Genomic DNA, 25401 nt, shown 5'->3' with positions numbered 1-25401 from the left:
GCGGCTGTGGACGACGTCCCGGTCTTTGGAAGGATCTGGTATGGCCGCCGGGTCGTGCTAGCTGCCGAACCCGGAATCGGCCGGGAGTGAGATGTCGGGCTTCTCCAACTCCTCCACATTCACGTCCTTAAAAGTCATCACCCGGACGTTCTTGACGAACCGCGCAGGACGGTACATGTCCCATACCCACGCGTCGTGCATCTCGACCTCGAAGTAGACCTCGCCGTCCGAGTTCCGGACATGCAGGTCGACCTGGTTGGCCAGGTAGAACCGCCGCTCGGTCTCGACCACGTACGAGAACTGGCGGACGATGTCGCGATACTCCCGGTAGAGCTGCAGCTCCATCTCGGTCTCGTACTTTTCGAGATCTTCCGCGCTCATCGTTCTCCGCCTTCCATGGCAACATCTTCCCCCACCGACACCGGCGGCCGAGGTTGCTCGCCCAACGCCACGCCGACGGTACCCCCTACCGGGCCCGGACGCTCCATCGGCTGGTGAGACCGACCGGCACCGGGCCGGCGGTATCGCGGCGGCCGTCCAGCCCGACCCGAAACGGCCGCCACGTTGACGTACGAGAAGCGATGCTCCGCACACGGACCGTGCCGATCCAGGGCGGCGCTGTGCTCCGGCGTTATGTACCCCTTGTGGTCCGCAAAGCCGTAGTCGGGAAAATCCGCGTCGAGTCCGACCATGATCCGATCCCGGGTGACCTTGGCCAGCACGCTGGCGGCCGCGACACAGGCGGCCACCCGGTCGCCCTTCCAGACGGCCAGACCGGGCACCCCGAGGCCATCCACGCCGAAACCGTCGGTGAGGACGTACTCCGGCCGGATGGACAGCGTCGCCAGCGCCCGCCGCATCGCCGCCACATTGCAGACGTGCAACCCACGGCCGTCCACCTCCTCGGCCGGCACGACCACCACCGCGTACGCCAGGGCCCGGGCCACGACCTCCGCGTAGATCTCCTCCCGGGCGGCGGGGGTGAGCAGCTTGGAGTCGGTCAGGCCGTCGATCTCGCCGCGCCGGCTGGCGGGCAGGATGGCGGCGGCGGCCACCAGCGGACCAGCGCAGGCGCCCCGGCCGGCCTCGTCCGCCCCGGCGACGTGCCGGAAGCCACGGCGCTGCAACGCCCGCTCCAGGGCGTACAACCCGCCCTCCCGGCGGACCACAGCGCGCGGGGGCGTCAGCATCGGCCCTCCTCCAGCACCCGGCTCACCAACCCGGCCAGGTCATCCGGATAGATCCGCTCGTCTGTCGCGGCGATCTCGGCCGACGTCCACCACCGGTGCCTGTCGATCGTCGCCCGCTCGATATCGTCGAAGCCGGTCGTGTCGACCTCCCAGACCGGCACCCGGGCCGTGAAGAACTCCTGCTCCTGGCGGTACCACCGGCCGTCGAAGGAGAACTCGACCACCTCTCGCCAGACCGGGCCGACCAACGCGGTCGGGTCGAGCCGCAGCCCGGTTTCCTCGGCCAACTCCCGGGCCGCGCCGACGGCGGGCAGTTCGTCGGGCTCCAGCCCGCCGCCGGGGGTGAACCAGTAGCTGTGGCCGGGCCTACCCGGATCATGACCGTGCAGCAACAGCAGGCGACCCGAGCCATCGACGAGGAGGACGCGGGCGGCCCGCCGGACGGTGAACGTCGTCACCTCGCCAGCCTAGGCCGCCCCACCGACGGACCGCACGACCCGGGTACCGCCTCGCTCAGTCCGCGGGGGCCGGCACCGCGTCGAACGTCTCCGGTGGGGACAGCCAGGTCGCCCGACCGAACGGCCAGAACACGGTGAAGGCCCGACCCACGACGGAGTCCTCATCGATTGTCGCGATCTGGATGTCCCCCTGGGACTGTTCCCAGTGCTCCAGCGAGTCGCCCGACGCCGATCGATGGTCACCCATCACCCACAGCCGGCCAGCCGGTACGGTGACGTCGAAATCCTGGCTGGCCGCCGGATCCCGCTGACCCTCGGGGTTGGTGAAGATGTACGTCTCGTCCAGCGGCTGGCCGTTGATGGTGATCCGTCGTTGCGCGTCGCAACAGACCACGTGATCGCCGCCGACCCCGATCACCCGCTTGATGAAGTCCTCCCCCTCGGGGATGCTCCGCCACTGCTCGGGGGCCTCGAAGACGACGATCTCGCCCCGGTGCGGTGAACGGAAGTTGTAGACGAGCTTGTTGACAAGCACCCGGTCGTTGTAATCGAGCGTGTGCTGCATCGAGGGCGACGGGATGTAGAACGTCTGCAGCACGAAGGCGCGGACGAGGACTGCCACCAGGATCGCCACACCCAACAGGATCGGCAGTTCCTTCCAGAACGAACTGCGTGGCTTGGGCTTGTCGGTCTGCTCGTCAATCACGACAGGAGCCTACGTGGTCGAGTCACGACGGACCGCCGGGCACGCGCGACCGATCCGACGGTGGCCAACGCCGGCAGGGCCAGCACGCCGTCGCCGGCACCGTCCGGGTCCGATCCCGTCGGATCCAGCCCGATCCGGTCCGGCGCGCGGGCCGCGGCCGGCGCCGGAACGTCGGCGAAGGTGGCCGGCACCGGCAGGGACGCCCAGCGGGAGGACGGCCAGACGACGACGAACGCCCGGCCGATCACGTTCTCCACCGGTACCGGCCCCTGGCAGCGGGCGTCCATGGACACCAGCCGGTGGTCACCCATCACGAAGATCTCGCCGGGCGGCACCACGACCTCGGCGAACCGGCGCGATCGGCACTCGGCGGGATTCGGCGGCAGGTCCAGCGGCGAGTCCTGCAACACGTACGGCTCGTCCAGCGACTGTCCGTTGACGGTGACCCGACCCTCGGCGTCGCAGCAGGCGACCCGGTCGCCGCCGACCGCGATGACCCGCTTGATGAAGTCCTTCTCGCCGGGACTGCTCACCCCGACGAGGTCGCCGAGTGTGCTCCCGAGCCGGCCGAGGAAACCGGGGTCGGGCCTGTTGATCTGCTCCGGCGCCCACCGGTCGGTGCCGCGGAACACCACGACCTCACCACGGACCGGATCCCGGATGTCGTACACCACCTTGTTGACCAGGACCCGGTCGCCGATGAGCAGCGTGTCCTCCATCGACCCGGAGGGGATGAAGAACGCCTGTAGCAGGAAGGTACGGATCAGAACCGCGAGGCAGAACGCCACGATCAGCAGGAGCGGGATCTCCTGCCACATCGGCATCTGCCGGCGCGGCCGGCGCACCCGTCGACGCCACGGTTCGACGTCGTCGTACAGCTCGCTCCTCCGTGCCACGCGACTCCCCGGTCCCGGAATACGCGACTACCGCCCGACGGACCGGACATCGGCCAATCGGACGGTAGCGCGGATGACTTCCCGACCCCAGCGGTCGCCGTGGCCGGAATCCTCGCCGTACCCGACGCCGTCAGCGTAACCGCCGAGGGCCGGTACCGGCACGGACGTCGTTCCCGGTGCGACAGGGTCAGCTGGGCTGCTTCTCCCGCTTCTCCTTGATCTTGGCCTTCTTGCCGCGCAGCTCACGCAGGTAGTAGAGCTTGGCGCGCCGCACGTCACCGCGGGTCACGACCTCGATCCGGTCGATGGCCGGGCTGTTGACCGGGTAGGTTCGCTCGACCCCGACACCGAAGCTGATCTTACGTACGGAGAAGGTCTCCCGCAGACCCCCACCCTGGCGCCGGATGACGACGCCCTGGAAGATCTGGACCCGGGACCGGTTGCCCTCGACGACCCGGGCGTGCACCTTCACGGTGTCACCGGCTCGGAAGTCGGGCAGGTCGGTTCGCTGCGACTGGGCGTCAAGCGCGTCCAGGGTGTTCATCGCTGCATCCTCGTACGTTCACGGCGCGCCACTGCGGCGCGCGGATGGGTGATTCTGACCCCGACAGGCGATCGAGGTCCTCGCAGCCGACCGCGGCGCGGGCGACTGCGGCAACCCCCCTACTTTGCCACATCCTCCGGCGGCACCAGAAATCCGGCCTCTCGCAGCGCGGCCACGTCCCGCCGGTCCAGTTCCTCCGGCGGGAGCGCGGCCAGCATGTCGGGCCGGCGGGCCGCCGTGCGTAGCAGACCCTGCTCGCGCCGCCACCGGGCGATCCCGCCGTGGTCCCCGGAGCGCAGGATCTGGGGCACGTCGTGCCCACGCCAGGTCGGCGGCTTGGTGTACACCGGCGCCTCCAGCAGGCCGTGTGCGTGTGACTCCTCGTTCAGCGAGCCGGCGTTGCCGAGGACACCGGGGAGCAGCCGGGTGACCGCCTCCAGGATGACGAGTACCGCCACCTCGCCACCGAACAGCACGTAGTCGCCGAGCGAGACCTCGGTCACCGGCATCCGGGTGGCCGCGTGCTCCAGCACCCGCTGGTCGATCCCCTCGTACCGGCCGCAGGCGAAGATCAGGTGTCGCTCGGTGGCCAGTTCGTGCGCCATGGCCTGGGTGAACCGGACCCCGGCCGGGCCGGGCACCAGCAGCCGGGTCGGTGGCTCGTCGGCCCACGACGTGGCCGGTGGCTCGTCCGCCGGCGATCCGGTGCGAGGTGCGTTGTCGGCGGCCGGCGCCAGCGCGTCCAACGCCTCGCCCCACGGCTCGGGTCGCATGACCATCCCCGGACCACCGCCGTACGGGGTGTCGTCGACCGTGCGGTGCACGTCGTGGGTCCAGCCACGGAGATCGTGTACGGCCAGGTCGAGTACGCCCGCGGCGCGGGCCTTCCCGATCAGGGACAGGCCGAGCGGGGCGAGGTACTCGGGGAAGATCGATACGACGTCGACCCGCAGCGCGCGATGGTCGGGGTGCGCAGCGCCGGAAACGCGCCGCTCGCCGATGGGGTCGCTCACAGGTCGAGTAGCCCCGGCGGCGGGTCGGCGACCACCCGGCCGGCGGCCAGATCGACCTCGGGGACGATCGCCTTGACGAACGGGATCAACGCGGTACGCCCCTCGGGGCGGCGCAACACCAGCAGGTCCGAGGCGGGCGCGTGGTCGATCCGGGTGATCTCCCCCAGCTCGGTGCCGAGCGGGTCCACCACGGTCAGGCCGACCAGCTGGTGATCGTGAAACTCGTCGGGGTCCACCGGCGCGGGCACCTCGTGGCTGTCCACGCAGAGCAGCACGTCCCGCAGTGCCTCGGCGACCGTACGGTCGCCGACGCCTTCGAAGGTGGCCAGCAGCCGGCCCTGGTGCCACCGGACGGCCGCCACGGTCAGCGCCTCGGGCACCTGGAACAACTCTCCGGCCACAGAATCCGGACGGTCGGCGGGCGGCGTCCGTCGCGGCTCGCCCGGATCGGTGCGCAACACCGATCCGGGCGCGAACCGTGTCTCGGGCTCGTCCGTACGGACCTCGACGGTGACCTCACCGCGGACGCCGTGCGGCTTCCCGATCCGGCCGATGATCAGCAGCATGCGGGCGGGTGCCCTAGTACGAGTCGACGATGTCGACCCGGACACCCCGCCCGCCGACCGACCCGATGACCTGTCGCAGGGCCTTGGCGGTCCGTCCGGACCGACCAATCACCGTGCCGAGGTCCTCGGGGTGCACCCGCACCTCGAGGCGCTTGCCACGGCGGGAGTCGACCAACCGGACACGTACGTCGTCCGGGTGGTCGACGATTCCCTTGACCAGGTGTTCGAGCGCGGGCCGGAGAGCCATGTCAGGCCTGCTCGCCGGAGTTGGCACCGGCCTGCTCCTCGGCCTTGGCGGGCGCCTCGGCCTTGGCGGGCGCCTCGGCCTTGGCGGCGTCCGACTTGGCCTCGGTCTTGGCGGCGTCGGACTTGCCCGTGCCCGCCTTGCCGTCGGTCTTGGCGGCGTCCGCCTTGGCGGCCTTCTTGGCCGGCTTCTCGGTCTTGGCCGGGGTGTCGGCCACCCCCGCCGCGGCCTTGGCCTCGGCCTCGTACGCGGCCTTGCGGTCGGCCTTCTCCGGGGCGACCTTCAGCGGCTCTGGTGCCGGCAGGCCCTTGAACTTCTGCCAGTCGCCGGTCTTCTCCAGGATGCGCTGGACGGCCTCACTCGGCTGCGCGCCGACGGAGAGCCAGTACTGCACCCGGTCCGACTTGACCTCGATTACCGAGGGGTCGAACTTCGGCTGGTAGATGCCCACGAACTCGATCGCCCGACCGTCACGCTTGGTGCGCGAGTCGGCGACGACGATGCGGTACTGCGGGTTGCGGATCTTTCCCATCCGCAGGAGCCGGATCTTGACGGCCACGTGTGTTCGCTCCTGTTGCGATTCTCACCGACCCAAGCGGGCGGTGGGCGGGTGAGCGCCGCCCGGCACAGTGGGGTTGCGCCGGAGACTGCTCGATGGACTGGCGACGCGACCGGGGTAGAGGGCGCCGGTCGCACACCGGATACCAGCGGCCCATTCTGCCAGATCGTCCCCCACTCCTTCACACCGGACGCCCGGACTCCCCCGATCGGCTCGGCGGACGTGACCGGCCTCACCGCGTCAGTCCCGGGACACCGCCCGGGACACCGTCATGGGATCGCTTGATCGACTCTGGTTGCGGCATGGCGCGGTCACCGTGAGAGCGAACCCCACGACCTGCCGCATATCGAGTCGATCAAGCCGGGCGGAGCCAATCGGCCGGAGGCGGGTCGATCAAGCCGGGAGCCGGAGCGGAGCGCCAGACGGGGGTCAGCGAACCGGGGGACGGTCCCAGCCGGCCGGCAGCTCCGCTGGCGCCGTCCAGCTCGGGTCCGGTACGAAGTCCGTCCACCTCCCGTCGAAGGGAAAGTCTCCCGACTCGATCTGCTTGACGACCCGCTCGCCCTCGGCCCGCACCGCGGCCTCGTCGGTCACCCAGTAGTGCTCCGGAAAGGCCAGCCGTTCGACGAACTCGTCCTCGTCCTTCCACCGCCAGGTCCGGTCCGGGGCGACGACGATGTCCAGATCCTGGTCGACCGCGTCGACGCCCGCCACCGACCCGTCGTCCCACCGGACGCCCGGCTCCTCCAGGTTGACGTACCAGTTGGCGAACCGGCCGTCGTCGTGGAACCACCACCACACCGAGTGGGCGGCGCCGGTCGGCAGGAACATCAGGATCGGTGGCCCGATCCACCGGCCCGGTTCGAGCCGGTGGTCCGCGGCGACGAACTCGGTGAACGGCACCGCCCGCATGGTCAGGCCGGCGGCGGTCACCTCGTGCGCGGTCGGGCTGTCGCGGGCCAGCCAGAGCAGCAGGCCACGATCATCGTCGGCCACCACACGGCTGGGCCGTGCCCAGCCGATCCGGCCGCGACGAACGTTCCGGTGGACGATCAGCCGGCCACGCTCAAACCGCATGCACTCGATCTTAGAGGTCACCCGCGCAGGACAGGTGGGCACGTCGGTCGACCCCGCCTCGCGTCAGGTCGACCCCGCCCGGCATCAGTAGGCGCGGGACAGGATCGCCTGGAGGTCCGGCTCGTCCTCGCTGTCCGGCACCGAGCCGTCGGCACGCAGCAGGCATCGCACGGTAACGCCCTGCCCGTTCGCCTCGCGCTCGCCGTCGACCCCCACCGCCGACCACGGCAGCCGGGCCCAACCGCTCGCGGCGGCCTCGATCGCGTCGGCGAGCGTGTCGACCGTGACGGTCCGCGACTCGCGCAGCGCCAGCGCCTCGTCGTACAACGCCTGCTGGTCGGCCTCCAGCGCGGCCAGCACGCCGGACACCACGTCGGCGACCGGAACCGGCGTCTTCGTGCCGCCGGTCCGGCGGACCAGCGTCGCGTTGCCGGCAGCCAGGTCGCGCGGGCCCACCTCGACGCGTACCGGATAGCCCTTGAGTTCGGCGTCCACCGCCCGGCGGCCGAACGGGGTGTCCACCCGGTCGTCAAGCGCGACCCGGACCCCGGCGTCCCGCAGCGCGTCGCGGAGCTTGACCGCCGCCTCCGGCACGCCGTCGCCGGCCTTGACCACCATGACGTACGCCTGCACCGGCGCGATCCGCGGCGGCACCCGCAGGCCGTTGTCGTCGCCGTGGACCATGATCAGCCCACCGATCATCCGCGTGGTGGTGCCCCAGGACGTGGTCCAGGCGTGCTCCACGCCGCCGGTCGCCGCCGAGTAGGTGATGTCGAACGCCCTGGCGAAGTTCTGCCCCAGCTCGTGGCTGGTGCCCAACTGGAGCGCCTTGCCGTCACCCATCATGCCTTCGAGGGTGTAGGTGCTGGTGGCGCCCGCGAACCGCTCCCGGTTGGTCTTGCGGCCCACCAGTACCGGGATAGCGAGCACGTTCGCCATCAGATCCTCGTACGCCTCGTGCAGGATCTTGCGGGCGTAGGCCCGCGCGTCCGCCTCGGTGGCATGCGCGGTGTGCCCCTCCTGCCAGAGGAACTCGCTGGTCCGCAGGAAGATTCGCGGCCGCAGCTCCCAGCGCACCACGTTGGCCCACTGGTTGAGCAGCAGCGGCAGGTCCCGGTAGGAGTCCACCCACTTGGCCATGAACTCGCCGATCACGGTCTCGCTCGTCGGCCGCACCACGATCGGCTCGGCGAGCTGCTTGCCGCCACCGTGGGTGACCACCGCCAGCTCCGGCGAGAAGCCCTCGACGTGCTCCGCCTCCCGCTTGAGGTAACTCTCCGGGATGAACAGCGGGAAGTACGCGTTCTCCGCCCCGGCGGCCTTGATGCGGGCGTCCATCTCGGCCTGCATCCGCTCCCAGATCGCGTAGCCCGCCGGTCGGATCACCATGGTGCCCCGCACCGGGCCGTTGTCGGCGAGCTGAGCCTTGGCGATCAGGTCCTGGTACCAGCGGGGAAAGTCCTCCGCACGGGGAGTGAGCACGCGTGCCATGAGCGCACATCCTAGAGGAAGGCCGCCGATAGACTTTGACCACCATGGGTGAGGATCGGGGCGTTCCACGGCAGCCGGTACGCGAGGCGATCGTCGACGCGGCCCGCGCGATGACCATCGCCGAGGGCTGGGACGGCGTCCGGATGGGCGGGGTCGCGACGGCCGCCGGGGTGAGCCGGCAGACCGTCTACAACGAGTTCGCGACCAAGGCCGGTCTCGCCGAGGCGCTGGCCCGGCGGGAGGTGGACAGGTTCGTCGCCGACGTCCGGTCCGCGCTGGAGGCGCACGGCGACGACGTGTACGCGGCGGCGCGCGCCGCGATTGCGCACACCCTCACCGAGGCCGCCGGCAACCCGTTGATCAAAGCGATCCTGACCAGCGCCCGGGGTGGCGCGGACCAGTTGCTGCCGTACCTGACCACCCGGTCGGACCTGGTGCTCGCGGAGTCGACCACCGTCCTGCTCGACTGGGCAAGGCGGCGGCTCCCCGACGCGGACCCGCACGCGATGGCGTTCGCGGCGGACTCCGTCGTCCGGCTCGTGGTGAGCCACATAGTCCTCCCCCGCGACCCGGCAGAGACGATCGCCGACCGCCTGGCCACCCTCGCCGTCCAACTCTTCACCGCGGCCACCGCGCCGCCCCACCCGGGTTGATCAAGAGGTTTGCGTCAGCGTCCGGCCAGATTCCGACGCAAACCTCTTGATCAACCCACCCGGCCGTCGGAGTGGCTGGCGGGTCGGACGGTCAGCGGATTATCTGGCCGCGGAGGATGATTCGGCGCGGCTCCCGGAGTGTCCACAGGTCGGCGCGCGGGTCCCGGTCGTAGACCACGAGGTCGGCCAGGCCGCCCTCGACCAGGCCGGCGAAGCCCAGCCAGCGCCTGGCCTCCCAGGAACCGGCGGCCAGCACGTGGTGCGGCGCCATGCCGGCCCGCTCGTGCAGCAGCAGCATCTCCTCGACCGCCAGTCCGTGACTGATGCCGCCGCCGGCGTCGGTGCCCACGTACACCGGCACCCCGGCCTCGTACGCGGACCGCACCACCTCCGGGAGGCGGTCCCGAAGCGCCAGCATGTGCTCCGCGTACGCGGGGAACTTCTCCCGGGCCTTCTCGGCGATCCCGCCGAACGTGGCTACGTTGATCATCGTGGGCACGAGCGCGGTCCCCCGGCGCGCCATCTCGTCGATCAGGTCGAGGCTCAGCCCGGTGCCGTGCTCCACCGAGTCGACGCCGGCCCGCACCATGATCTCCACGGCCGACTCGGAGAACGTGTGCACCGCGGCCCGCGCCCCGGCGGCGTGCGCGGCCGCCACGGCGGCGGTCATCGTGTCGGCGTCCCAGGCCGGGCCGAGGTCACCGGCGTCCCGCTCGATCCAGTCGCCGACCAACTTGACCCAGCCGTTCCCGGCCCGCGCCTGCTCGGTGACGGTCGCCGGCACGTCCGCCGCCTCGACCTCCACGCCGATGTCGCGCAGGTAGCGTTTGGGCGGGGCGACGTGCCGGCCGGCGCGGGCCAGTCGCGGCACGCCGGGCTCGTCCTCCAGTTCCGGGTACGGGTACGGCGAGCCGGCGTCCCGGATCGCGAGCACCCCGGAGTCCCTGTCGATGGTGGCCAGTTCCCGGGCCTGGTCGAGCGAGGCGATCGGGGCGCCACCGGGGGCGATCCCGATGTGACAGTGCGCGTCGACAAGGCCGGGCAGCACGAACCCGCCGTCGGCCACCGTCTCCGCGCCGGGCACCGGGTCGAGGGTCACCCGGTCGCCGACCAGCCACAGGTCGCGTACCTCGTCGTCGGGGAGCAGGACGCCGCGCACATGAAGAGCCATGCGCACAGTCCTACCCGATCAACTCTCCTCGCGCGCGAGGAGTCCGGCCCGCCGCGCGGTAAGCGCCGGCAGGTCCACTGACACCTTCCAGGGCCGCTCCGTGACGAACAGGTCGGCGGTGTGGGTGACGACGTCGTACTCGCGGTTGGCTCCGAGCGCGTACTCGGTGAGCGTGATCCCGTCGTGCAGCGGGTCCACCACCCAGTAGTTCCGCACGCCGGCGTGCGCGTAGACCTTCGCCTTGTCGTACATGTCCCGGAAGATCGAGCTGGGCGAGATGACCTCGACGGCCAGCAACGCGTCGTCGACCGGCACCGGGCTGCGGTTGGCGTGCTCGACCCGGATCGCCACCACGTCGGGTCGGGGCTCGTTGCGCCGGTCCACAGCAAGCGACAGGTCGAAGCTCACCAGGATCTCGGCGGGACAGTTGATCTCCAGCGCGAGCATGAGGCGTACACAGAGGTCTTGATGCAGGGCGGTGGGTGAGGGCACGATCAACCTTCCGTTGATCAGTTCGTACGGAAGGTCTCCCGGCAGGTCGCCGAGGTCGTCGACCGTCCACTCGTGCCGCTCCGGCAGGATCGGTGCCGTGGTCATGCCATCTCCTTCCACGGGACCTCCTCACCCTAGGCAATGAGAGCACCACTCACCGTATGCGACACGCGACGGCTCAGCCGCGCTTGTCGTCCCGCTTGGTCTTGCCGAGCTTGTTGAAGTCCAGGTTGGGCATCTTGAACCCGGGCGGCAGGCCCTGGCCGCCCCCCAGCGCGTTCGGGTCCAGCCCCGGCGGCAGCTTGGGCATGCCGCCCGGGAAGCCGCCGGGAGGCATCCCGCCACCGGCACCGACGCCGCTGCGCGGCCGGCCGCCGCCCTTGCCGCCCTTGCGCTTGTTCTTCGGCGACTTGGTGGCCTTGCGCCGGCCGCCGCCGGGCAGGCCCATCATGCCGCCCATCTGCTTCATCATCTTCTGCGCGTCGGCGAACCGGTTGAGCAGCTGGTTCACGTCCATCACCGTGACCCCGGAGCCGTTGGCGATGCGCGCCCGGCGGGAGCCGTTGATGATCTTCGGGTTGCTCCGCTCGCCCGGCGTCATCGACCGGATGATCGCGGTGACCCGGTCGAAGTGCTTGTCGTCCAGCTCGGCGAGCTGGTCCTTCATCTGCCCCATGCCGGGCATCATGGACAGCACGTTGGCGATCGGACCCATCCGCCGTACGGCGATGAGCTGGTCGAGGAAGTCCTCCAGGGTGAAGGATTCGCCGCCCATCAGCTTGGCGGTCATCTTCTCCTTCTGATCGGCGTCGAAGGCCTGCTCGGCCTGCTCGATCAGAGTGAGGACGTCGCCCATGCCGAGGATCCGGCTGGCCATCCGGTCGGGATGGAAGACGTCGAAGTCCTCCAGCTTCTCGCCGGTCGAGGCGAACAGGATCGGCTGGCCGGTCACCTCCCGGACGGAGAGCGCCGCGCCACCGCGGGCGTCGCCGTCCAGCTTGGAGAGCACCACGCCGCTGATGCCCACGCCGTCGCGGAACGCCTCGGCGGTGCGGACCGCGTCCTGACCCACCATCGCGTCGATGACGAAGATGACCTCGTCGGGGTCCACGGCGTCGCGGATGTTGGCGGCCTGCGCCATCATCTCGGCGTCGATGCCCAGCCGGCCGGCGGTGTCGACAATGACGATGTCCCGGGCGGCCCGCCGGGCATGCTCGATCGAGCCACGCGCCACGGCGACCGGGTCGCCGACCCCGTTGCCGGGCTCCGGGGCGTACACCTCGACGCCAGCCCGGCCGCCGAGCACCTGGAGCTGCCCGACGGCGTTGGGCCGCTGGAGGTCGGCGGCGACCAGCAGCGGCTGGTGGCCCTGGGCCTTGAGCCAGCGGGCGAGCTTGCCGGCGAGGGTGGTCTTACCGGAGCCCTGGAGGCCGGCCAGCATGATCACGGTGGGCGGCTGCTTGGCGAACTGGAGCCGGCGGCCCTCCCCACCGAGGACCGTGACCAGCTCCTCGTGGACGATCTTGATGATCTGCTGGGCCGGGTTGAGCGCCTGGGAGACCTCGGCCCCGCGGGCCCGCTCCTTGACCCGGGCGATGAACCCCTTGACCACCGGCAGCGCGACGTCGGCCTCCAGCAGCGCGAGGCGGATCTCGCGGGCGGTGGCGTCGATGTCGGCGTCGGTGAGCCGACCCTTGCTCCGGAGCTTCGTGAAGATCCCGGAAAGGCGGTCACTCAAGGTGTCAAACACGGCGTGGCATCCCGTTTGTCGTAATTTCGCCCGAACGCGGCGGTCCGGGCGCTCATCCCCACCGCCAGCCTAACGGGCGACTCGACCGCCCGCTCCGACGCCCGCCGCCCCCCACTCGCGCCGATCTTGCAGATTGGGTTGCCTTTTTGGGTCTTTAAAGGCTTTAATCGCAACCCAAACTGCAAGATCAGCAGGGAAGGGAGCCGGGGGTCAGGGGGTCAGGGATCCACCAGGCCCGATTGGTACGCGAAGACCACGAGCTGGGCCCGGTCCCGGGCGCCGAGCTTGGTCATCGCCCGGCTCACATGGGTACGCGCCGTCGCCGGACTCACCACCAACCGCTTGCCGATCTCGTCGTTGCTGAGCCCCTCCCCGACCAGACCGACGACCTCCCGCTCCCGGTCGGTAAGCGTGCCGAGCCGGGGATGTGGTTTGAGCACCCGGGAAGGTCGGGTGGCGAACTCCCGGACCACCCGGCGGGTCACCGTCGGCGACAGCAACGCCTCCCCCTCGGCCACCAGTCGGATGGCGCGGAGCAGTTCGGCCGGCCGGGTGTCCTTGATGAGGAAACCGCTGGCGCCGTACCGCAGCGCGTCGAAGACGTACTCGTCCAGCTCGAACGTGGTCAGCACGATGACCCGGGTGACGGAAAGGTCGGGATCGGCCGCGATCCGGCGGGTCGCCTCGATCCCGTCGATGCCCGGCATCCGCACATCCATGAGCACCACGTCCGGCCGGCCGAGCCGTGCCTCCCGCACCGCCGCGAGCCCATCGGCCGCCTCGCCCGCCACGGCCAACCCTTCCTCGCTCTCCACAAGCGTGCGCAGCCCCAGCCGGACCAGGTCCTGGTCGTCGGCGATCAACACCCGGATCATGACCGCGGCTCCGCCGGGATGCGGGCATAAACCCGGAAGCCACCCTCGGGACGGGGTCCGGCGGCGAACTCCCCGCCCAAGGCCGTCACCCGCTCCCGCATGCCGGCCAGGCCGTGGCCGGCCCCGGTCGGCGTGCGCGCGGAGTGAGCCGGCGCCGCGGCGCGAACGGCCGGCGGGCCGGTGACAGGTGACCCGGACCGATCCGCCGGTGACCGCCGGGCCTGGTCGGTCGGTGACCGCCGGGCCTGGTCCGTCACCTCCACGGTCACCTCCCGGTCGCCGTACCCGATCCGGACCGCGGCGGTGGCCGGCCCGGCGTGCCGCAACACATTGGTAAGCGACTCCTGGACGACCCGGTATCCGGCGAGATCCACCGCCGCCGGCAGGTCCCGCGGCCGCCCGGTCACCGCCACCGACACCGACAGCCCCGCGCCGGCCAGCCGGTCCCGCAGCTGGTCCAACTGGCCCAGCCCGGGTGCCGGCTGCCGGTCCGCACCGCGACGCACCACGGCGAGCGTCACCCGTAGCTCGTCGAGCGCCTCGCGGCTGGTCCGGCTGATCGCCTCGAGCGCCGACTCGGCCTGCTCGGGCCGCTTCGGCAACAGGTGCAGCGCGATCTCCGCCTGCATGTTGATGGCCGACAAGCCGTGCCCCACCACGTCGTGCACCTCCTGCGCGATCCGTAACCGTTCCTCGTCGGCGTGCCGCCGGGCCAGTTCGGCCCGGTTGCGCTCCACCGCCTCCCGGTTGAGTCGGACGGTGACCCCCAGCGCGAACGGCACCACCGTCCACGCCGACGCCGGGAGCAGGCCGAACCACCCCGGGGCGTCCATCCCGGCAACGACGTGCGCCGACAGGACCACGGTGGCGACCACCCCGGCGACCGCGGCTCGGCGCGTCGGCAGCCGCGTCGCGACGGTGTAGACCGCCACCACGTACGCGATCAGGACCGGCCCGTACGGATAACCCAGCACGAGGTACGTCGACACGGCCACCGCGTCGACGCCGAGGGTGACAAGCGGCCAGCGTCGGCGTACCACCAGGGCGGCGGTGGCGGCGACGATCAGCGCCACCCCGAGCGTGTCCAGCGGCGTCGAGCCCGGCTGGTTCTCGCCGGCGAACCTGGTGGCGACCAGCCCGAAGGCCATCAGCCCGAGCGCCAGCACCAGGTCGAACCCCGCCCGGCGCGCCGACCGGACCGACCACCGCCGGCCACCGGCCGCGGTTCCCCGGTCGACCGCTGCTGGACGCGGCCCGTCCAACGGGTCCATGGCGCTACAGGATGTCACGACGGCGCAGGTACACGGCGGTCAGCGCCACGAAGCCGACCAGGTACGCGGCCACCACCCAGGCCGCCTGACCCCCACCCACCACCGCCTGTACGCCGGGCGTGTCGGCAGCTGCGCCGAGCGCCGCCACGAGCGATCCGGCGTTCGGCCCGGGGAGCACCTTCTGGAGCTGGGCCATCCAGTCCAGCAGCGGTGCCGCCACCCCGGCCAGCAGGTTCTGCACGGCGAGCAGCCACACCAGGCCGAGGCCCACCGGCATCGCCACGCCCCGCATCAGCACGGCGAGCAGGCCGCCGAACGCCGCCCACATCGCCGCCACCAGCCACCCGGCGCCCACCCCGACCAGCAGGTCCGCGGCCGACGGCCAGGTGACCGGCTGCTCCTCGGCCATGGCGATCAGCGCGCCGGCGACGGCACCCCCGCCGAACAGGACCAGCACGACCGCGAGCGTGGCGACCGCCAGGGCGAGCAGCTTGCCGCCGAGCACCGCCAGCCGGGACGGTCCCTGGGTGAGGACGGTCTTCCACGTTCCCCAGCCGTACTCGCCGCCGACCGTGAGCACGCCGAGGATCACCATGATGGCACCGAGGAAGATGGGCAGGCCGCCGATCGAGTTCCCGACCAGGTTCGCCGGCAGCATCGCGGCCAACCCCCGGTCGGCGTTCGGTCCGCCGGTCCCGCCCGCGTAGCCGGCGTACGGCAACAGGTAGGTGAAGACCAGGCTGAGCACCAGGGCCACGGCCAGCAGCAGCCAGGTCGCCGGCCGCCGGAGCAGCTTGGTCAGTTCCGCCGCGAAGCTACCCGACACTCCTCAGCCCTCCTCCGGTGAGTTCCAGGAACACGTCCTCGAGGTCGCGCTCGCATGGCCGCAACTCGCTGACCGCGACACCCGCGTCGACCAGTTCGGCGTTGACCGCGGCGGCCCGGTCCGGTTCCACCGCCAACTCCAGGGCGCCGTCCCGCACGCGTACCCGGTCGGCGCCGAGCAGTGCTCGGGCCAGGTCGGCGGCCCGGTCGACCGGCTCGGCCACCACCCGCAGCGCCGCGCCGCCGCGCAGCTCGGCGACCGTGCTCTCGGCGACCAGCCGGCCACCGGCGATCACCCCGACCCGGTCACAGATCTGCTGCACCTCGCCGAGCAGGTGGCTGGAGAGCAGCACCGTGCAGCCGCCGGCGCCGAGCCGGCGGATCAGCGTCCGCATGTCCGCCATGCCGGCCGGGTCCAGGCCGTTCGTCGGCTCGTCCAGGATCAGCAGCCGAGGGTCCTTGAGCAGGGCCGCCGCCACGCCGAGCCGCTGCTTCATGCCCAGCGAATAGGTCACGTAGCGGTCGCCGGCCCGGTCGGTCAGGTCGACGACGTCCAGCACCACCGGCACCCGGCGCCCCGGCGCGCCCGCGTAGCGGGCCAGCACCCGCAGGTTGTCCCGACCGGACAGGTACGGATAGAACGCCGGGCCCTCGATCAGCGCGCCCACCTGCCGCAGGTGGCGCGGGTCGCCGGGGCGGGCGCCGAACAGGCGCACCGCGCCGCCGGTGGGACGGACCAGCCCGAGCAGCATCCGCAGGGTGGTGGTCTTGCCCGCACCGTTCGGACCGAGGAAGCCGTACACCTCGCCGGTGCGCACGGTCAGGTCGAGCGCGTCCACGGCGGCCAGGTCTCCGTACCGTTTGGTCAGCCCCACGGCCCGCACCGGCGGGCCGTTGGCATCCAGGTTCGTCATGTCAGTCAGGCTGCCGGGGACGCCGTCGCGGCGCGTCCGGCAGTGGGCGGCTCTCCGGGTACGCCGACCGACGTACGCGGTTGGGGAAGCCACTGGCAATCTCACATGGCGGCGAGGACCGCGGCCTCGACCCGCTCCCGGTCGGCCAGCGCGGACCAGTCACCAACCAGGTAGAAGGCGTCCACCACGTCGGCACCGAGGGTGCTGATCCGGGCGGCGCGCACCTCGGCACCGGCGCCGGCGAGCGCCGCGCACACCCGGTGCAGCAGCCCGGCCGCGTCGGCGGCGCGCAACTCCAGCACGGTGGCCCCGGTCGCCGCGGCGGCGTGCCACATCACCCTGGGCGCCGCCCCCGACCCGGCCGGCGACCGGCGCAGCCGGCTCAGCACCGCCGCGTCCCCGGCCAGCACCCGACGCAGGTCGGCGGCGAGCGCGACCGGGTCCGGCGGACCGGCGTAGCGCGGCTGCACCCGGCAGCTCACCGTGGCCCGGCCGGCGATCGTTCCGGCGTCCGCGGTGAGCACCTCCAGCCGGTGTACGGCGAGGCAGCCGGCGACCGAGGCGAGCAGCCCGGGCCGGTCGGCCGCCGCCACCGCCACCTCGTCACCGGTCACCCGGATCACCGGTAGCGGGCCGACCGCCAGGGCCGGGTCCGGCTCCGGTGGGGCGGGCAGTTCACCCGTACGCAGTGCCGTGCCCACCCGGTCGACCAGCTCGGCGATCAGCCGGTCCTTCCACGGCGACCAGGCCGCCGGTCCGGTGGCCCGGGCGTCGGCGCGGGCCAGCGCGTGCAGCAGGCCGAGGGTGCCCGCGTCGCCCACCGCCCCGGCGACCGCGGAGATGGTCACCGGATCGGTGAGGTCGCGCCGGGTGGCCGTCTCCGGCAGCAGCAGGTGCAGCCGGACCAGCCGCTCGATCAGGTCCACGTCGGCCGGCGGCAGGCCAATCCGGCTGGCCAGCGCACCGGCGATCGGGGCGCCGACGACGCTGTGCTCGCCACCGGGCAGGCCCTTGCCGATGTCGTGCAGCAACGCCGCGATCAGCAGCAGGTCGGGCCGGTCCACCTCCCGGGTCAGCGCGCCGGCCTCGGCGGCGGTGACCACCAGGTGCCGGTCGACCGTGTACCGGTGTACCGGGTTGTGCTGCGGCAGGCTGCGCAGCCGGGGCCAGTCCGGCAGCCAGCCGTCGACCAGGCCGTACCGCTCGCAGCTCTCCCACGCGGGCACCAGGCCGGCACCCGCGCCGAGCAGCCGGACGAACGCGGACCGGGCCGCCGGCGGCCACGGCGCCGGCAGCGGCGGGCTGTAGGCGGCGAGCCACTCGCCGGTGGACCGGGCGATCGGCCTGCGGTGCGTGGCGGCGGCGGCCGCCACCCGCAGCGACAGGGTGGGATCGGGCCGCGCCTGGACGGCGGTACGCGCCAGCACCAGTTCGCCGTCCTGCTCAACCACGTCTGGGGCGACCGGGCGACGGATCGGCGGTCCGGGGCGCCGGTGCCGCGACATCCGCTCGGCGGCTCGCCAGGCGTCGGCCAGGGCGTGGCTCACCGTACGGGCGTCGCCGGCGACCCGGCGCAGCAGGGCGTCGCCGCCGGCGAGCCCGAGCAGGCCGGCCACGGCGTCGCGTTCCTGGGCCACCAGCCGGTCCACCCGGCGGCCGGTGGTCGCGTGCAAAGCGTCCCGGGTGTCCAGCAGGCGCAGTTGGGCGGCCCGGACCGCCGGCCGCTGCGCGTCGGTGACCCCGGCTCGGGCGATGGCCCGCAGCACGCCGACGTCGCGCAGCCCGCCGGCCGCCTCCTTGACGTCGCCCTCGAGCAGGAATGCCAGCTCACCGTGGGTTTCCCAGCGCTTCTCGGTGAGTTCGCGCAACCCGGGCAGCCGGCGGACGGCGGTGCGCCGCCACTGGTCCGTGGCCGCCGTGACGAGTTGCCCGGCCAGCGTCGCGTCCCCGGCGACCGGGCGGGCGTCGAGCAGCCCCACCGCCACCTTCAGGTCGTCGTGGGCCATCGACAGGGCCTCCGGCACGGTCCGCACCGAGTGGTCCAGCGCCCGGCCGGCGTCCCAGATCGGATACCAGAGCGTCGCCGCCAGGTCGGCGATGCCGGGCACCCCGGCGTGCAGCAACACCAGGTCGAGGTCCCCGTGCGGGGCACATTCCCGGCGGCCCAGCCCGCCGACGGCGAGCAGGGCGACGCCGGTGGCCGGGAGGCCGGCCGGCAACAACTCCGTCAGCCAGGCGTCGAGCGCCGCCGCCCGCTGTCCACGGGCGGCGGCGCCGACCAGGCCCTCCCCGGCGACCAGGAGGTCCGCGTCGGCCGAACCGGCCGGTCGTGACGCGTCCATCCTGGCCACCGGGTAAGAGGGGCGTCTCTACAGGGCGTCCAGGCCGCGTTCGCCGGTCCGCACCCGGACCACGTCCTCGACCGGGGTCACCCATACCTTCCCGTCACCGATCTTTCCGGTACGCGCGGCGGCCACCACGGCGTCGACGATCTTGTCGACATCCATCTCGTCGGTGAGCACCTCCACCCGGATCTTCGGCAGGAACTCCACGGTGTACTCGGCGCCCCGGTACACCTCCGTGTGCCCCTTCTGCCGCCCGTACCCCTGCACCTCGCTCACGGTCAGGCCGGCCACGCCGAGGGCGTGCAGGGCCTCCTTGACCGCGTCGAGCTGGTAAGGCTTGATGACCGCGGTCACCAGCTTCATGTCCAACCCCTCCATCGCCGCAACGTTAGCCGTGGACCTTCTCGCCGACCCCGGCGGCGGGTGCCGCCGGACCCGCGGCGGGCTCGGCCGCCGCGGCCTTTCCACCGTCGGGGGCCGCGCTCCCCGTCACCGCCGGTTCGCCGTCGGGCGTCCCGCCGATGCCGGCGAGGGCGAACGCCCCGGCCGGACCGGCGCCACCGGCCGGGGACAGGTCGTAGCCGCTCTCCGCGTGCTCGGCCACGTCGATCCCGTCCACCTCGGCCTCGGCGGACACGCGGAACCCGATGGTCTTGTTGATCAGCCAGCCGAGCCCGTACGCGACGGCGAAGGACCATACGGTCACCACCGCGCTGGCCGCCGCCTGCCGGCCGAACTGGGTGAGCCCGCCGCCGTAGAACAGCCCGTCGGAGGCGCCGATGACCTCGGCGATGGCCGGGTTGGCGGCGACGGTGGCGAACAGGCCGAGCCAGAGCGAACCGATCCAGCCGCCGACGAAGTGGATCCCGACCACGTCCAGCGAGTCGTCGAAGCCGAGCTTGTACTTCCAGCTCACCGCGAAGGCACAGACCGCGCCGGCCACCAGACCGAGCAGCACCGCGGCGAACGGTGCGATGAACCCGCAGGCCGGGGTGACCGCCACCAGGCCGGCGACCGCGCCGGAGGATGCGCCGACGAGGGTCGGCTTCCCGGTACGCAGCCACTCCACCGCGATCCAGCCGAGCACCGCGGCGGCGGTCGCGACCTGGGTGTTGATCAGGGCGAGGCCGGTGATCCCGTCGGCGGCCAACTCGGAGCCGGCGTTGAAGCCGAACCAGCCGAACCAGAGCAGCCCGGCGCCGAGCGCCACGAACGGCACGTTGTGCGGGGTGAACCGATTCCGTGGCCAGCCGATCCGCTTGCCGAGCACCAACGCCAGGCCGAGGGCCGCGGCGCCGGAGTTGATGTGCACCGCCGTACCGCCGGCGAAGTCCAGGGCGTGCAGGTCGGCGCCGATGAAGCCGCCGCCCCAGACCCAGTGCGCCACCGGCACGTAGACCAGGGTGAACCAGCCGGCCGCGAAGAGCAGCCAGCCGGCCAGCTTGGCCCGGTCGGAGATGGCGCCGCTGATCAGCGCCACGGTGATCACCGCGAAGGTGAGCTGGAAGGTGAGGAACACGTAGGTCGGGATGCCGATGCCGCTCGGGTTCTCGGCGGTGGCGCCCCACAGTTCCGCGGGGAACGTCTTGGTTCCCAGGTACTGGGTGAAGCTGCCGATGAACCCGTTCGCGCTCTCGCTGTCGTTACTGCCGAAGGCGAGCGAGAAGCCGTAGGCCAACCAGAGCACGGAGATGAGCCCGATCGCGCTGAAGCTCATCAACATCATGTTCAGGACGCCCTTGGCCCGGTTCAGCCCGCCGTAGAACAGCGCCAGACCGGGGGTCATCAGCAGGACTAGCGCAGTCGACACCAGCAGCCACGCGGTGTGGCCCGTGTCGATCGTCGCCTCAGGCACGCTGGCCTCCTATATCGGGGTGAAATCCCTTCGTTTTGAGGGGCGTCCCGTGGACCTCCGTCGCAGGTCCACGGGACTTCCCCACACCACGTCGGGCAGCGCCGCCCGTCCGCCGGCTGGCCAAAGCCTTTACGGCGGCTGTTTCACCCGAAGTCCGGGCGCGTTTCGACTCGGTCACCGATTGTTTCCAGCCGATGAACGAACCGTGCATTCACCGCCGCAGATCGATCGCTTGGCCGACCCGCTGGGACAATCTCGTCAACCGTCAGTCCCGGGCCGAAGTCGTCGGCGGCCGAGCCCAAACGGCGGATTCCGGCCATCCGGGCAAGCCGATCGCCGGACGGTTCTCAGCGCAGCGCCCACTCCAGGTGCTGGCGCTCGTGGTCGAGCAGCCGCAGGTCCCGCATCGGGCGGCGGAGGTGGCCCTTGTGCACGATCCGGACGAAGGCCGGGTCGCCCGCCGCCGCCATCCGGCGGATCCCCTCCACGTGGTCCACGATCCGCTTGCGGATCGTCCGCACCAGCCGGTGCCGGTCCCGCGGGATCAACCCGTACGCGTCGGCGAACAGCCGCAGCCGCCGCGGCCGGTCGGGCCGCTTCCAGCCCAGGGTGTACGAGTCCCGGTCGGAGAAGAGCGGCACCCAGGTCCAGGCCGCGTACGCGACGTCGTAGATCCGGGCACCCGGCGACGCGAGGTCGAAGTCGATCAGGGCGAGGGTGCCGTCCGGCCGCCAGATCACGTTGTGCGGGGCGGCGTCGTGGTGGCAGATCACCTCGGTGTCCGGCGGGGGCGGGCCGAACGAGCGCCACACCGCCCCCCGCGGCGGATTGAACCCGTACTGCGCGTCGTGGAACATCCGCAGCATGGTGGCGACGGTGACAAGCGCCTCGTCGGTCACCCAGTGCGGTTTGAGGGGATATTCACCGCACTCGCCCTCAAGGTAGGACAGTACCTCCCGGTTTCGCTCGTCCATACCGAGCGCCCGAGGCGAGCCGGTGAACCCGACGTACTCCAGGTGCCGCAGCAGGGCGTGCACCGCCGGGGTCCATGGGCCGACATTGCGGCGCACCGTGTCGCCCACCCGCACCACAGTGCTCACGTTCCCGCCGTGCAGCGGGATCTCCTGCGAAGTCACGTACGGTCTCCCGAGGCGGGGGCCCTGGTCGCGGGGGTCACGCCAGGCGCCGGCCCGCTGATCGCTGCTCACCCGAGGCTACGCGTCCGTGCCCAGCGGCTCGGTACCGAGCAACGCGTCCACGAACTGACTGGGCTCGAAGGGCGCCAGGTCGTCCGGGCCCTCCCCGAGACCGACCAGCTTGACCGGGATGCCGAGCTTGTTCTGCACCGCGATCACGATGCCGCCCTTGGCCGTACCGTCCAGCTTGGTGAGTGCCACGCCCGTGACGTTCACCACCTCGGTGAAGACCCGGGCCTGCTCCAGCCCGTTCTGGCCGGTGGTGGCGTCGAGGACCAGCAGCGTCTCGTCGATCGGTCCATGCTTCTCCACCACCCGCTTGACCTTGCCCAACTCGTCCATGAGACCGACCTTGTTCTGCAGGCGGCCCGCGGTGTCGATGAGGACGGTATCCACCCCACTGTCGATACCCCGGCGTACCGCATCGAATGCCACGCTCGCCGGATCGGCCTGCTCGGCACCACGGACCACCTCCGCACCGACCCGGCCGGCCCAGGTGGCGAGCTGGTCGGCGGCGGCGGCCCGGAACGTGTCGGCGGCGCCGAGGACGACGGACCGGCCGTCAGCCACCAGCACCCGGGCGATCTTGCCGCAGGTGGTGGTCTTGCCGGCTCCGTTGACGCCGACGACCAGCACCACCCCCGGTACGCCGTCGTGCGCGGTGGCCTTCAGCGAGCGGTCCAGCTCCGGACCGAGGGCGTTCACCAACTCGGCGGCGAGCAGCGCGCGAAGTTCGGTGCCACTTCGGGTGCCCAACACCCGGGTACGCTCCCGGAGCCGGTCCACGATCTCCCGGGTGGCGTCCACCCCCACGTCGGCGGTGATCAGGCTGTCCTCGATCTCCTCCCAGGTGTCCTCGTCCAGCCGGTCCCGGCTGAGCAGACCGAGCAGCCCACGGCCGAAGACGTTCTGCGAGCGGGACAGCCGGTCCCGCAGCCGGACCAGCCGGCCGGCGGTCGGCTCGGGACGCTCCACCGGCGGCGCGGTTTCGGCCGGCTCGGCGGTCTCCGGCGGGTACAGCACCGGAGGTTCCTGGACGATCGTGGCGCTCCGGTCCGCCTCGGCGGCCTCCGCCGGCGGGCCGGCCAGGTCCTCCTCGGTCCGGACGTCGACCTCCGACGGCCCGGGGCGCCGGCGCAGCTTGGGCACCACCAGGCCGAGCGCGCCGAGGACCAGCACGCCGAGCAGGACGAGAGCGAGGACGAGGTATTCCGTCATGCCCGGAATCCTGACAGATGCGCCGCGGCGCGTCCCATCGGGCGGGTCACGGCCCGCCGGTCCGGGTTCCGCCGGGTGTCCGGCCGGTCGTGCCCCGTGGCCCGGTCGGGTCATCGCCGGGCGTCTCCGACCGGTCGCGGCGCTGGTCGAGGGCCACCACCCCGGCGCGCGGGGGTAGCCTTGCTGCCCAGCGATGCAGGACCCGCACCCCAGCGCCGGCGGTCGCCGCCGGCGAGGCTCTCAACCCACCCGGAGGTTCCCGCATGCCGTACGTCCGTGGGCCACGCCCGTCGAGCCGCAGACTGCCGTGAAGCCGGAGCTGTGGATCGGGCCGGTGCTGCGCCGGGTGGTCGACACCCGGGCCACCATCTGGGTGGAGACGAGCGCCCCCACGCTCGTGCGGGTCGCCACCCCGGACGGCGCCGCCGGCGAGGCGCCCACCTTCAGCGCGTACGGGCATCACTACGCCATCGTCGTGGTCGAGGGGCTGACCCCGGACAGCACCACGCCGTACCAGGTGTTTCTCGGCGACGAGCAGGTGTGGCCCCCGCCCGCGTACGAGTATCCGCCGAGCGTGCTGCGCACCCGGCCGGCCGACGACGCGGACCAGCCGGTGCGGCTGCTGTTCGGGTCCTGCCGGGAGACGACCCAGCACTCGACCACCCGGCGGCTGCCCCCGGACGCGCTCGACGCGTACGCCCGCCGGATGATGGCCGACGAGGCTGCTGGCGCCGCCGGACCGGACCTGCTGGTGCTGCTGGGCGACCAGGTGTACGCGGACCACACCTCGCCGCGGATCCGCCGCCTGCTGCGCCGGCGCCGGCGGCGGCCGGAGGGCGCACCGGCCACCCAGGTGGTCACCTACGACGAGTACACGAAGCTCTACCTGGAATCGTGGCGGGATCCGGAGATCCGCTGGCTGATGGCGACCGTGCCGAGTGTCATGATCTTCGACGACCACGAGATCATCGACGACTGGAACACGTCCGCCTCCTGGCGGGCGGACGCCGGCCGGCAGGACTGGTGGACCGAGCGGATCATCAGCGGGTTGGCCTCGTACTGGGTGTACCAGCACCTCGGCAACCTGCACCCGGACGAGATCGCCACCGATCCGGTCTACCGGGCGGTCACCTCGGTCCCGGACGCCACCGAGGTGCTGCGCGAGTTCGCCGCCCGGGTGGACGCGGAGGCTGGCACCGACAAACCGCGCAGCTACCAGTGGAGCTACGCGCTGGATGTCGGCCGCACCCGGCTCGTCGTGCTCGACAACCGGTGCAACCGGGTGCTCGACGAGGGCGCCCGGTCCATGCTGCCGGCGGCGGAGTGGGCCTGGTTCCTCGACCGGGCGCACGGCTCCTACGACCACCTGGTCGTCGGCTCCTCGCTGCCGTGGCTCATGCCACCGGGCATCCACCACCTGGAGTCGTGGAACGAGCGGCTCACCGGCTCCCGGCGACGGTGGGCCGCCGCGGCGGCCGAGAAGCTGCGCCGGGGCATGGACCTGGAGCACTGGGGCGCCTTCTCGCGGTCGTTCGAGGCATTGGCCGAGCTGTTCGCCCGGCTCGGCACCGGCGACCGGGAAGGGCCGGGCGACCGGGTCGGCGCCGGGCCCGCGTACCCCGCGCCGGCCTCGATCAGCGTGATCTCCGGCGACGTGCACCACTCGTACGTGGCCCGGGCCCGGTTCCGTACCCCGACCACCACGCCGGTACACCAGCTGACCTGTTCACCGATCCACAACCAGGTGCCCGCGGTGCTGCGGCCGCTGATGCGGCTCGGCTGGTGGTCCGGGCCCAGCGCGGCGATCCGGGCGCTGGCCGCCACGGCCGGGGTACGTTCGCCGTCGGTGCGCTGGCGCCGGACCGCCGGGCCGTACTTCGGTAACGCGGTCACCACCCTGTGCCACGACGGCCCCGCCGCCGAGGTGAGCATCGAAGGCACCACCAAGGAGGGCGACCTCCGCATCGTCGCCGCCGTCTCCCTGACCCCCACCCCCCACTCCGTCGGTCTAGGGCAGATGGTCGCCAGTTGATCTCCAATCACGACCATCTGCCCTAGATCGACGGAGTGGGGGGTGGGGGTGGCGGGCGTG

At 72.1% G+C, this 25401-nt stretch carries 26 protein-coding genes; 2 read left to right on the top strand and 24 right to left on the bottom strand.

Going from position 1 to position 25401, the window contains the following annotated elements; all coding sequences use genetic code 11:
• Positions 1–57: 57 nt before the first annotated feature.
• The 12 genes from ACFQUZ_RS14945 to proS form a co-directional block, all read right to left on the bottom strand.
• Positions 58–381 carry a DUF2469 domain-containing protein gene (locus tag ACFQUZ_RS14945; protein WP_011905215.1) on the bottom strand — a complete coding sequence of 108 codons (324 nt, stop codon included), beginning with the start codon at positions 379–381 and terminating at the stop codon, positions 58–60.
• The gene (locus ACFQUZ_RS14940; RefSeq protein WP_377442372.1) at positions 378–1190 is read right to left on the bottom strand and encodes a ribonuclease HII; all 813 of its coding nucleotides are present in this window, start codon (positions 1188–1190) and stop codon (positions 378–380) included. Before ACFQUZ_RS14940 ends, ACFQUZ_RS14945 begins: the two co-directional genes overlap by 4 nt.
• Complete coding sequence (locus tag ACFQUZ_RS14935; RefSeq protein WP_377442370.1) at positions 1184–1648, bottom strand: NUDIX hydrolase; 465 nt, start codon at positions 1646–1648, stop codon at positions 1184–1186. The genes ACFQUZ_RS14940 and ACFQUZ_RS14935 overlap by 7 nt, the downstream gene beginning before the upstream one ends.
• 55 nt (positions 1649–1703) lie before the next feature.
• Positions 1704–2354 carry a signal peptidase I gene (gene lepB / locus ACFQUZ_RS14930; protein ID WP_377442368.1) on the bottom strand — a complete coding sequence of 217 codons (651 nt, stop codon included), beginning with the start codon at positions 2352–2354 and terminating at the stop codon, positions 1704–1706.
• Positions 2351–3250, bottom strand: coding sequence for a signal peptidase I (gene lepB, locus ACFQUZ_RS14925; RefSeq protein ID WP_377442366.1), 900 nt, complete (start codon positions 3248–3250; stop codon positions 2351–2353). Before lepB (ACFQUZ_RS14925) ends, lepB (ACFQUZ_RS14930) begins: the two co-directional genes overlap by 4 nt.
• Positions 3251–3437: 187 nt before the next feature.
• Positions 3438–3794, bottom strand: coding sequence for a 50S ribosomal protein L19 (gene rplS, locus ACFQUZ_RS14920; protein ID WP_377442364.1), 357 nt, complete (start codon positions 3792–3794; stop codon positions 3438–3440).
• 119 nt (positions 3795–3913) lie between these two features.
• Positions 3914–4747, bottom strand: coding sequence for a tRNA (guanosine(37)-N1)-methyltransferase TrmD (gene trmD / locus ACFQUZ_RS14915; protein ID WP_377442434.1), 834 nt, complete (start codon positions 4745–4747; stop codon positions 3914–3916).
• A 56-nt stretch (positions 4748–4803) separates the two neighbouring features.
• Positions 4804–5370 carry a ribosome maturation factor RimM gene (rimM, locus tag ACFQUZ_RS14910; protein ID WP_377442432.1) on the bottom strand — a complete coding sequence of 189 codons (567 nt, stop codon included), beginning with the start codon at positions 5368–5370 and terminating at the stop codon, positions 4804–4806.
• A 16-nt stretch (positions 5371–5386) separates the two neighbouring features.
• Entirely contained in the window at positions 5387–5647 is a 261-nt protein-coding gene (locus ACFQUZ_RS14905; RefSeq protein ID WP_377442362.1) for an RNA-binding protein, read from the bottom strand.
• The gene (gene rpsP, locus ACFQUZ_RS14900) at positions 5622–6176 is read right to left on the bottom strand and encodes a 30S ribosomal protein S16 (protein ID WP_377442360.1); all 555 of its coding nucleotides are present in this window, start codon (positions 6174–6176) and stop codon (positions 5622–5624) included. Before rpsP ends, ACFQUZ_RS14905 begins: the two co-directional genes overlap by 26 nt.
• Before the next feature lie 429 nt (positions 6177–6605).
• Positions 6606–7253, bottom strand: a complete 648-nt coding sequence (locus ACFQUZ_RS14895) for a DUF402 domain-containing protein (protein WP_377442358.1) — start codon at positions 7251–7253, stop codon at positions 6606–6608.
• 84 nt (positions 7254–7337) lie between these two features.
• Positions 7338–8744, bottom strand: a complete 1407-nt coding sequence (gene proS / locus ACFQUZ_RS14890; protein ID WP_377442356.1) for a proline--tRNA ligase — start codon at positions 8742–8744, stop codon at positions 7338–7340.
• Between the two features lie 44 nt (positions 8745–8788).
• On the opposite strand from proS, the gene ACFQUZ_RS14885 reads away from it, so the two are divergent.
• Positions 8789–9397: a TetR family transcriptional regulator gene (locus tag ACFQUZ_RS14885; RefSeq protein WP_377442354.1), complete on the top strand. Its 609-nt coding sequence runs from the start codon at positions 8789–8791 to the stop codon at positions 9395–9397.
• A gap of 91 nt (positions 9398–9488) precedes the next feature.
• On the opposite strand, the gene ACFQUZ_RS14880 is transcribed toward ACFQUZ_RS14885, so the two are convergent.
• The 12 genes from ACFQUZ_RS14880 to ftsY all read right to left on the bottom strand — a co-directional run bounded on the left by ACFQUZ_RS14880 (position 9489) and on the right by ftsY (position 23309).
• Positions 9489–10568 carry an amidohydrolase family protein gene (locus ACFQUZ_RS14880; protein WP_377442352.1) on the bottom strand — a complete coding sequence of 360 codons (1080 nt, stop codon included), beginning with the start codon at positions 10566–10568 and terminating at the stop codon, positions 9489–9491.
• Between the two features lie 18 nt (positions 10569–10586).
• Positions 10587–11165 (bottom strand): Uma2 family endonuclease, encoded by a 579-nt coding sequence (locus tag ACFQUZ_RS14875; protein ID WP_377442350.1) that lies wholly within the window; start codon positions 11163–11165, stop codon positions 10587–10589.
• Between the two features lie 73 nt (positions 11166–11238).
• On the bottom strand, positions 11239–12810 hold the full coding sequence (gene ffh / locus ACFQUZ_RS14870; protein ID WP_377442348.1) for a signal recognition particle protein: 1572 nt from the start codon (positions 12808–12810) through the stop codon (positions 11239–11241).
• 218 nt (positions 12811–13028) lie between these two features.
• Entirely contained in the window at positions 13029–13685 is a 657-nt protein-coding gene (locus tag ACFQUZ_RS14865; protein ID WP_377442345.1) for a response regulator, read from the bottom strand.
• On the bottom strand, positions 13682–14956 hold the full coding sequence (locus ACFQUZ_RS14860) for a sensor histidine kinase (RefSeq protein ID WP_377442342.1): 1275 nt from the start codon (positions 14954–14956) through the stop codon (positions 13682–13684). Before ACFQUZ_RS14860 ends, ACFQUZ_RS14865 begins: the two co-directional genes overlap by 4 nt.
• A 4-nt stretch (positions 14957–14960) precedes the next feature.
• Positions 14961–15782, bottom strand: coding sequence for an ABC transporter permease subunit (locus ACFQUZ_RS14855; RefSeq protein ID WP_377442339.1), 822 nt, complete (start codon positions 15780–15782; stop codon positions 14961–14963).
• Positions 15772–16695, bottom strand: a complete 924-nt coding sequence (locus ACFQUZ_RS14850; RefSeq protein ID WP_377442337.1) for an ABC transporter ATP-binding protein — start codon at positions 16693–16695, stop codon at positions 15772–15774. The genes ACFQUZ_RS14855 and ACFQUZ_RS14850 overlap by 11 nt, the downstream gene beginning before the upstream one ends.
• Before the next feature lie 101 nt (positions 16696–16796).
• Entirely contained in the window at positions 16797–19037 is a 2241-nt protein-coding gene (locus ACFQUZ_RS14845) for a [protein-PII] uridylyltransferase (protein WP_377442335.1), read from the bottom strand.
• Positions 19038–19064: 27 nt separating this feature from the next.
• On the bottom strand, positions 19065–19403 hold the full coding sequence (locus tag ACFQUZ_RS14840; RefSeq protein WP_377442431.1) for a P-II family nitrogen regulator: 339 nt from the start codon (positions 19401–19403) through the stop codon (positions 19065–19067).
• A gap of 25 nt (positions 19404–19428) precedes the next feature.
• Positions 19429–20895, bottom strand: a complete 1467-nt coding sequence (locus tag ACFQUZ_RS14835) for an ammonium transporter (RefSeq protein WP_377442333.1) — start codon at positions 20893–20895, stop codon at positions 19429–19431.
• Positions 20896–21242: 347 nt separating this feature from the next.
• Complete coding sequence (locus tag ACFQUZ_RS14830; protein ID WP_377442331.1) at positions 21243–22031, bottom strand: aminoglycoside phosphotransferase family protein; 789 nt, start codon at positions 22029–22031, stop codon at positions 21243–21245.
• A gap of 78 nt (positions 22032–22109) precedes the next feature.
• Positions 22110–23309: a signal recognition particle-docking protein FtsY gene (ftsY, locus tag ACFQUZ_RS14825; RefSeq protein WP_377442329.1), complete on the bottom strand. Its 1200-nt coding sequence runs from the start codon at positions 23307–23309 to the stop codon at positions 22110–22112.
• Positions 23310–23616: 307 nt separating this feature from the next.
• On the opposite strand from ftsY, the gene ACFQUZ_RS14820 reads away from it, so the two are divergent.
• Positions 23617–25341, top strand: a complete 1725-nt coding sequence (locus tag ACFQUZ_RS14820) for an alkaline phosphatase D family protein (protein ID WP_377442326.1) — start codon at positions 23617–23619, stop codon at positions 25339–25341.
• The last annotated feature ends 60 nt before the right edge of the window (positions 25342–25401 follow it).

The organism is Plantactinospora sp. GCM10030261, assembly GCF_042666615.1.
In the GTDB taxonomy this organism is placed as follows: domain Bacteria; phylum Actinomycetota; class Actinomycetes; order Mycobacteriales; family Micromonosporaceae; genus KBS50.
The sequence above is the reverse complement of the archived record's forward strand: the minus strand, read 5'-3'. Positions and strand labels throughout refer to the sequence as shown.

Excerpts from the sequence above, each read along its gene's own strand:
- ACFQUZ_RS14875 (WP_377442350.1), bottom strand. The coding sequence starts at position 11,165 with ATGACCACGGCACCGATCCTGCCGGAGCGGCACGAGTGGACGGTCGAC.
- ACFQUZ_RS14945 (WP_011905215.1), bottom strand. The coding sequence starts at position 381 with ATGAGCGCGGAAGATCTCGAAAAGTACGAGACCGAGATGGAGCTGCAG.
- ftsY (WP_377442329.1), bottom strand. The coding sequence starts at position 23,309 with ATGACGGAATACCTCGTCCTCGCTCTCGTCCTGCTCGGCGTGCTGGTC.
- proS (WP_377442356.1), bottom strand. The coding sequence starts at position 8,744 with ATGGCACGCGTGCTCACTCCCCGTGCGGAGGACTTTCCCCGCTGGTAC.
- ACFQUZ_RS14845 (WP_377442335.1), bottom strand. The coding sequence starts at position 19,037 with ATGGACGCGTCACGACCGGCCGGTTCGGCCGACGCGGACCTCCTGGTC.
- ACFQUZ_RS14895 (WP_377442358.1), bottom strand. The coding sequence starts at position 7,253 with ATGCGGTTTGAGCGTGGCCGGCTGATCGTCCACCGGAACGTTCGTCGC.
- ACFQUZ_RS14840 (WP_377442431.1), bottom strand. The coding sequence starts at position 19,403 with ATGAAGCTGGTGACCGCGGTCATCAAGCCTTACCAGCTCGACGCGGTC.
- rplS (WP_377442364.1), bottom strand. The coding sequence starts at position 3,794 with ATGAACACCCTGGACGCGCTTGACGCCCAGTCGCAGCGAACCGACCTG.
- ACFQUZ_RS14885 (WP_377442354.1), top strand. The coding sequence starts at position 8,789 with ATGGGTGAGGATCGGGGCGTTCCACGGCAGCCGGTACGCGAGGCGATC.
- ACFQUZ_RS14865 (WP_377442345.1), bottom strand. The coding sequence starts at position 13,685 with ATGATCCGGGTGTTGATCGCCGACGACCAGGACCTGGTCCGGCTGGGG.
- ACFQUZ_RS14850 (WP_377442337.1), bottom strand. The coding sequence starts at position 16,695 with ATGACGAACCTGGATGCCAACGGCCCGCCGGTGCGGGCCGTGGGGCTG.
- ACFQUZ_RS14860 (WP_377442342.1), bottom strand. The coding sequence starts at position 14,956 with ATGGACCCGTTGGACGGGCCGCGTCCAGCAGCGGTCGACCGGGGAACC.
- ACFQUZ_RS14940 (WP_377442372.1), bottom strand. The coding sequence starts at position 1,190 with ATGCTGACGCCCCCGCGCGCTGTGGTCCGCCGGGAGGGCGGGTTGTAC.
- ACFQUZ_RS14880 (WP_377442352.1), bottom strand. The coding sequence starts at position 10,568 with ATGGCTCTTCATGTGCGCGGCGTCCTGCTCCCCGACGACGAGGTACGC.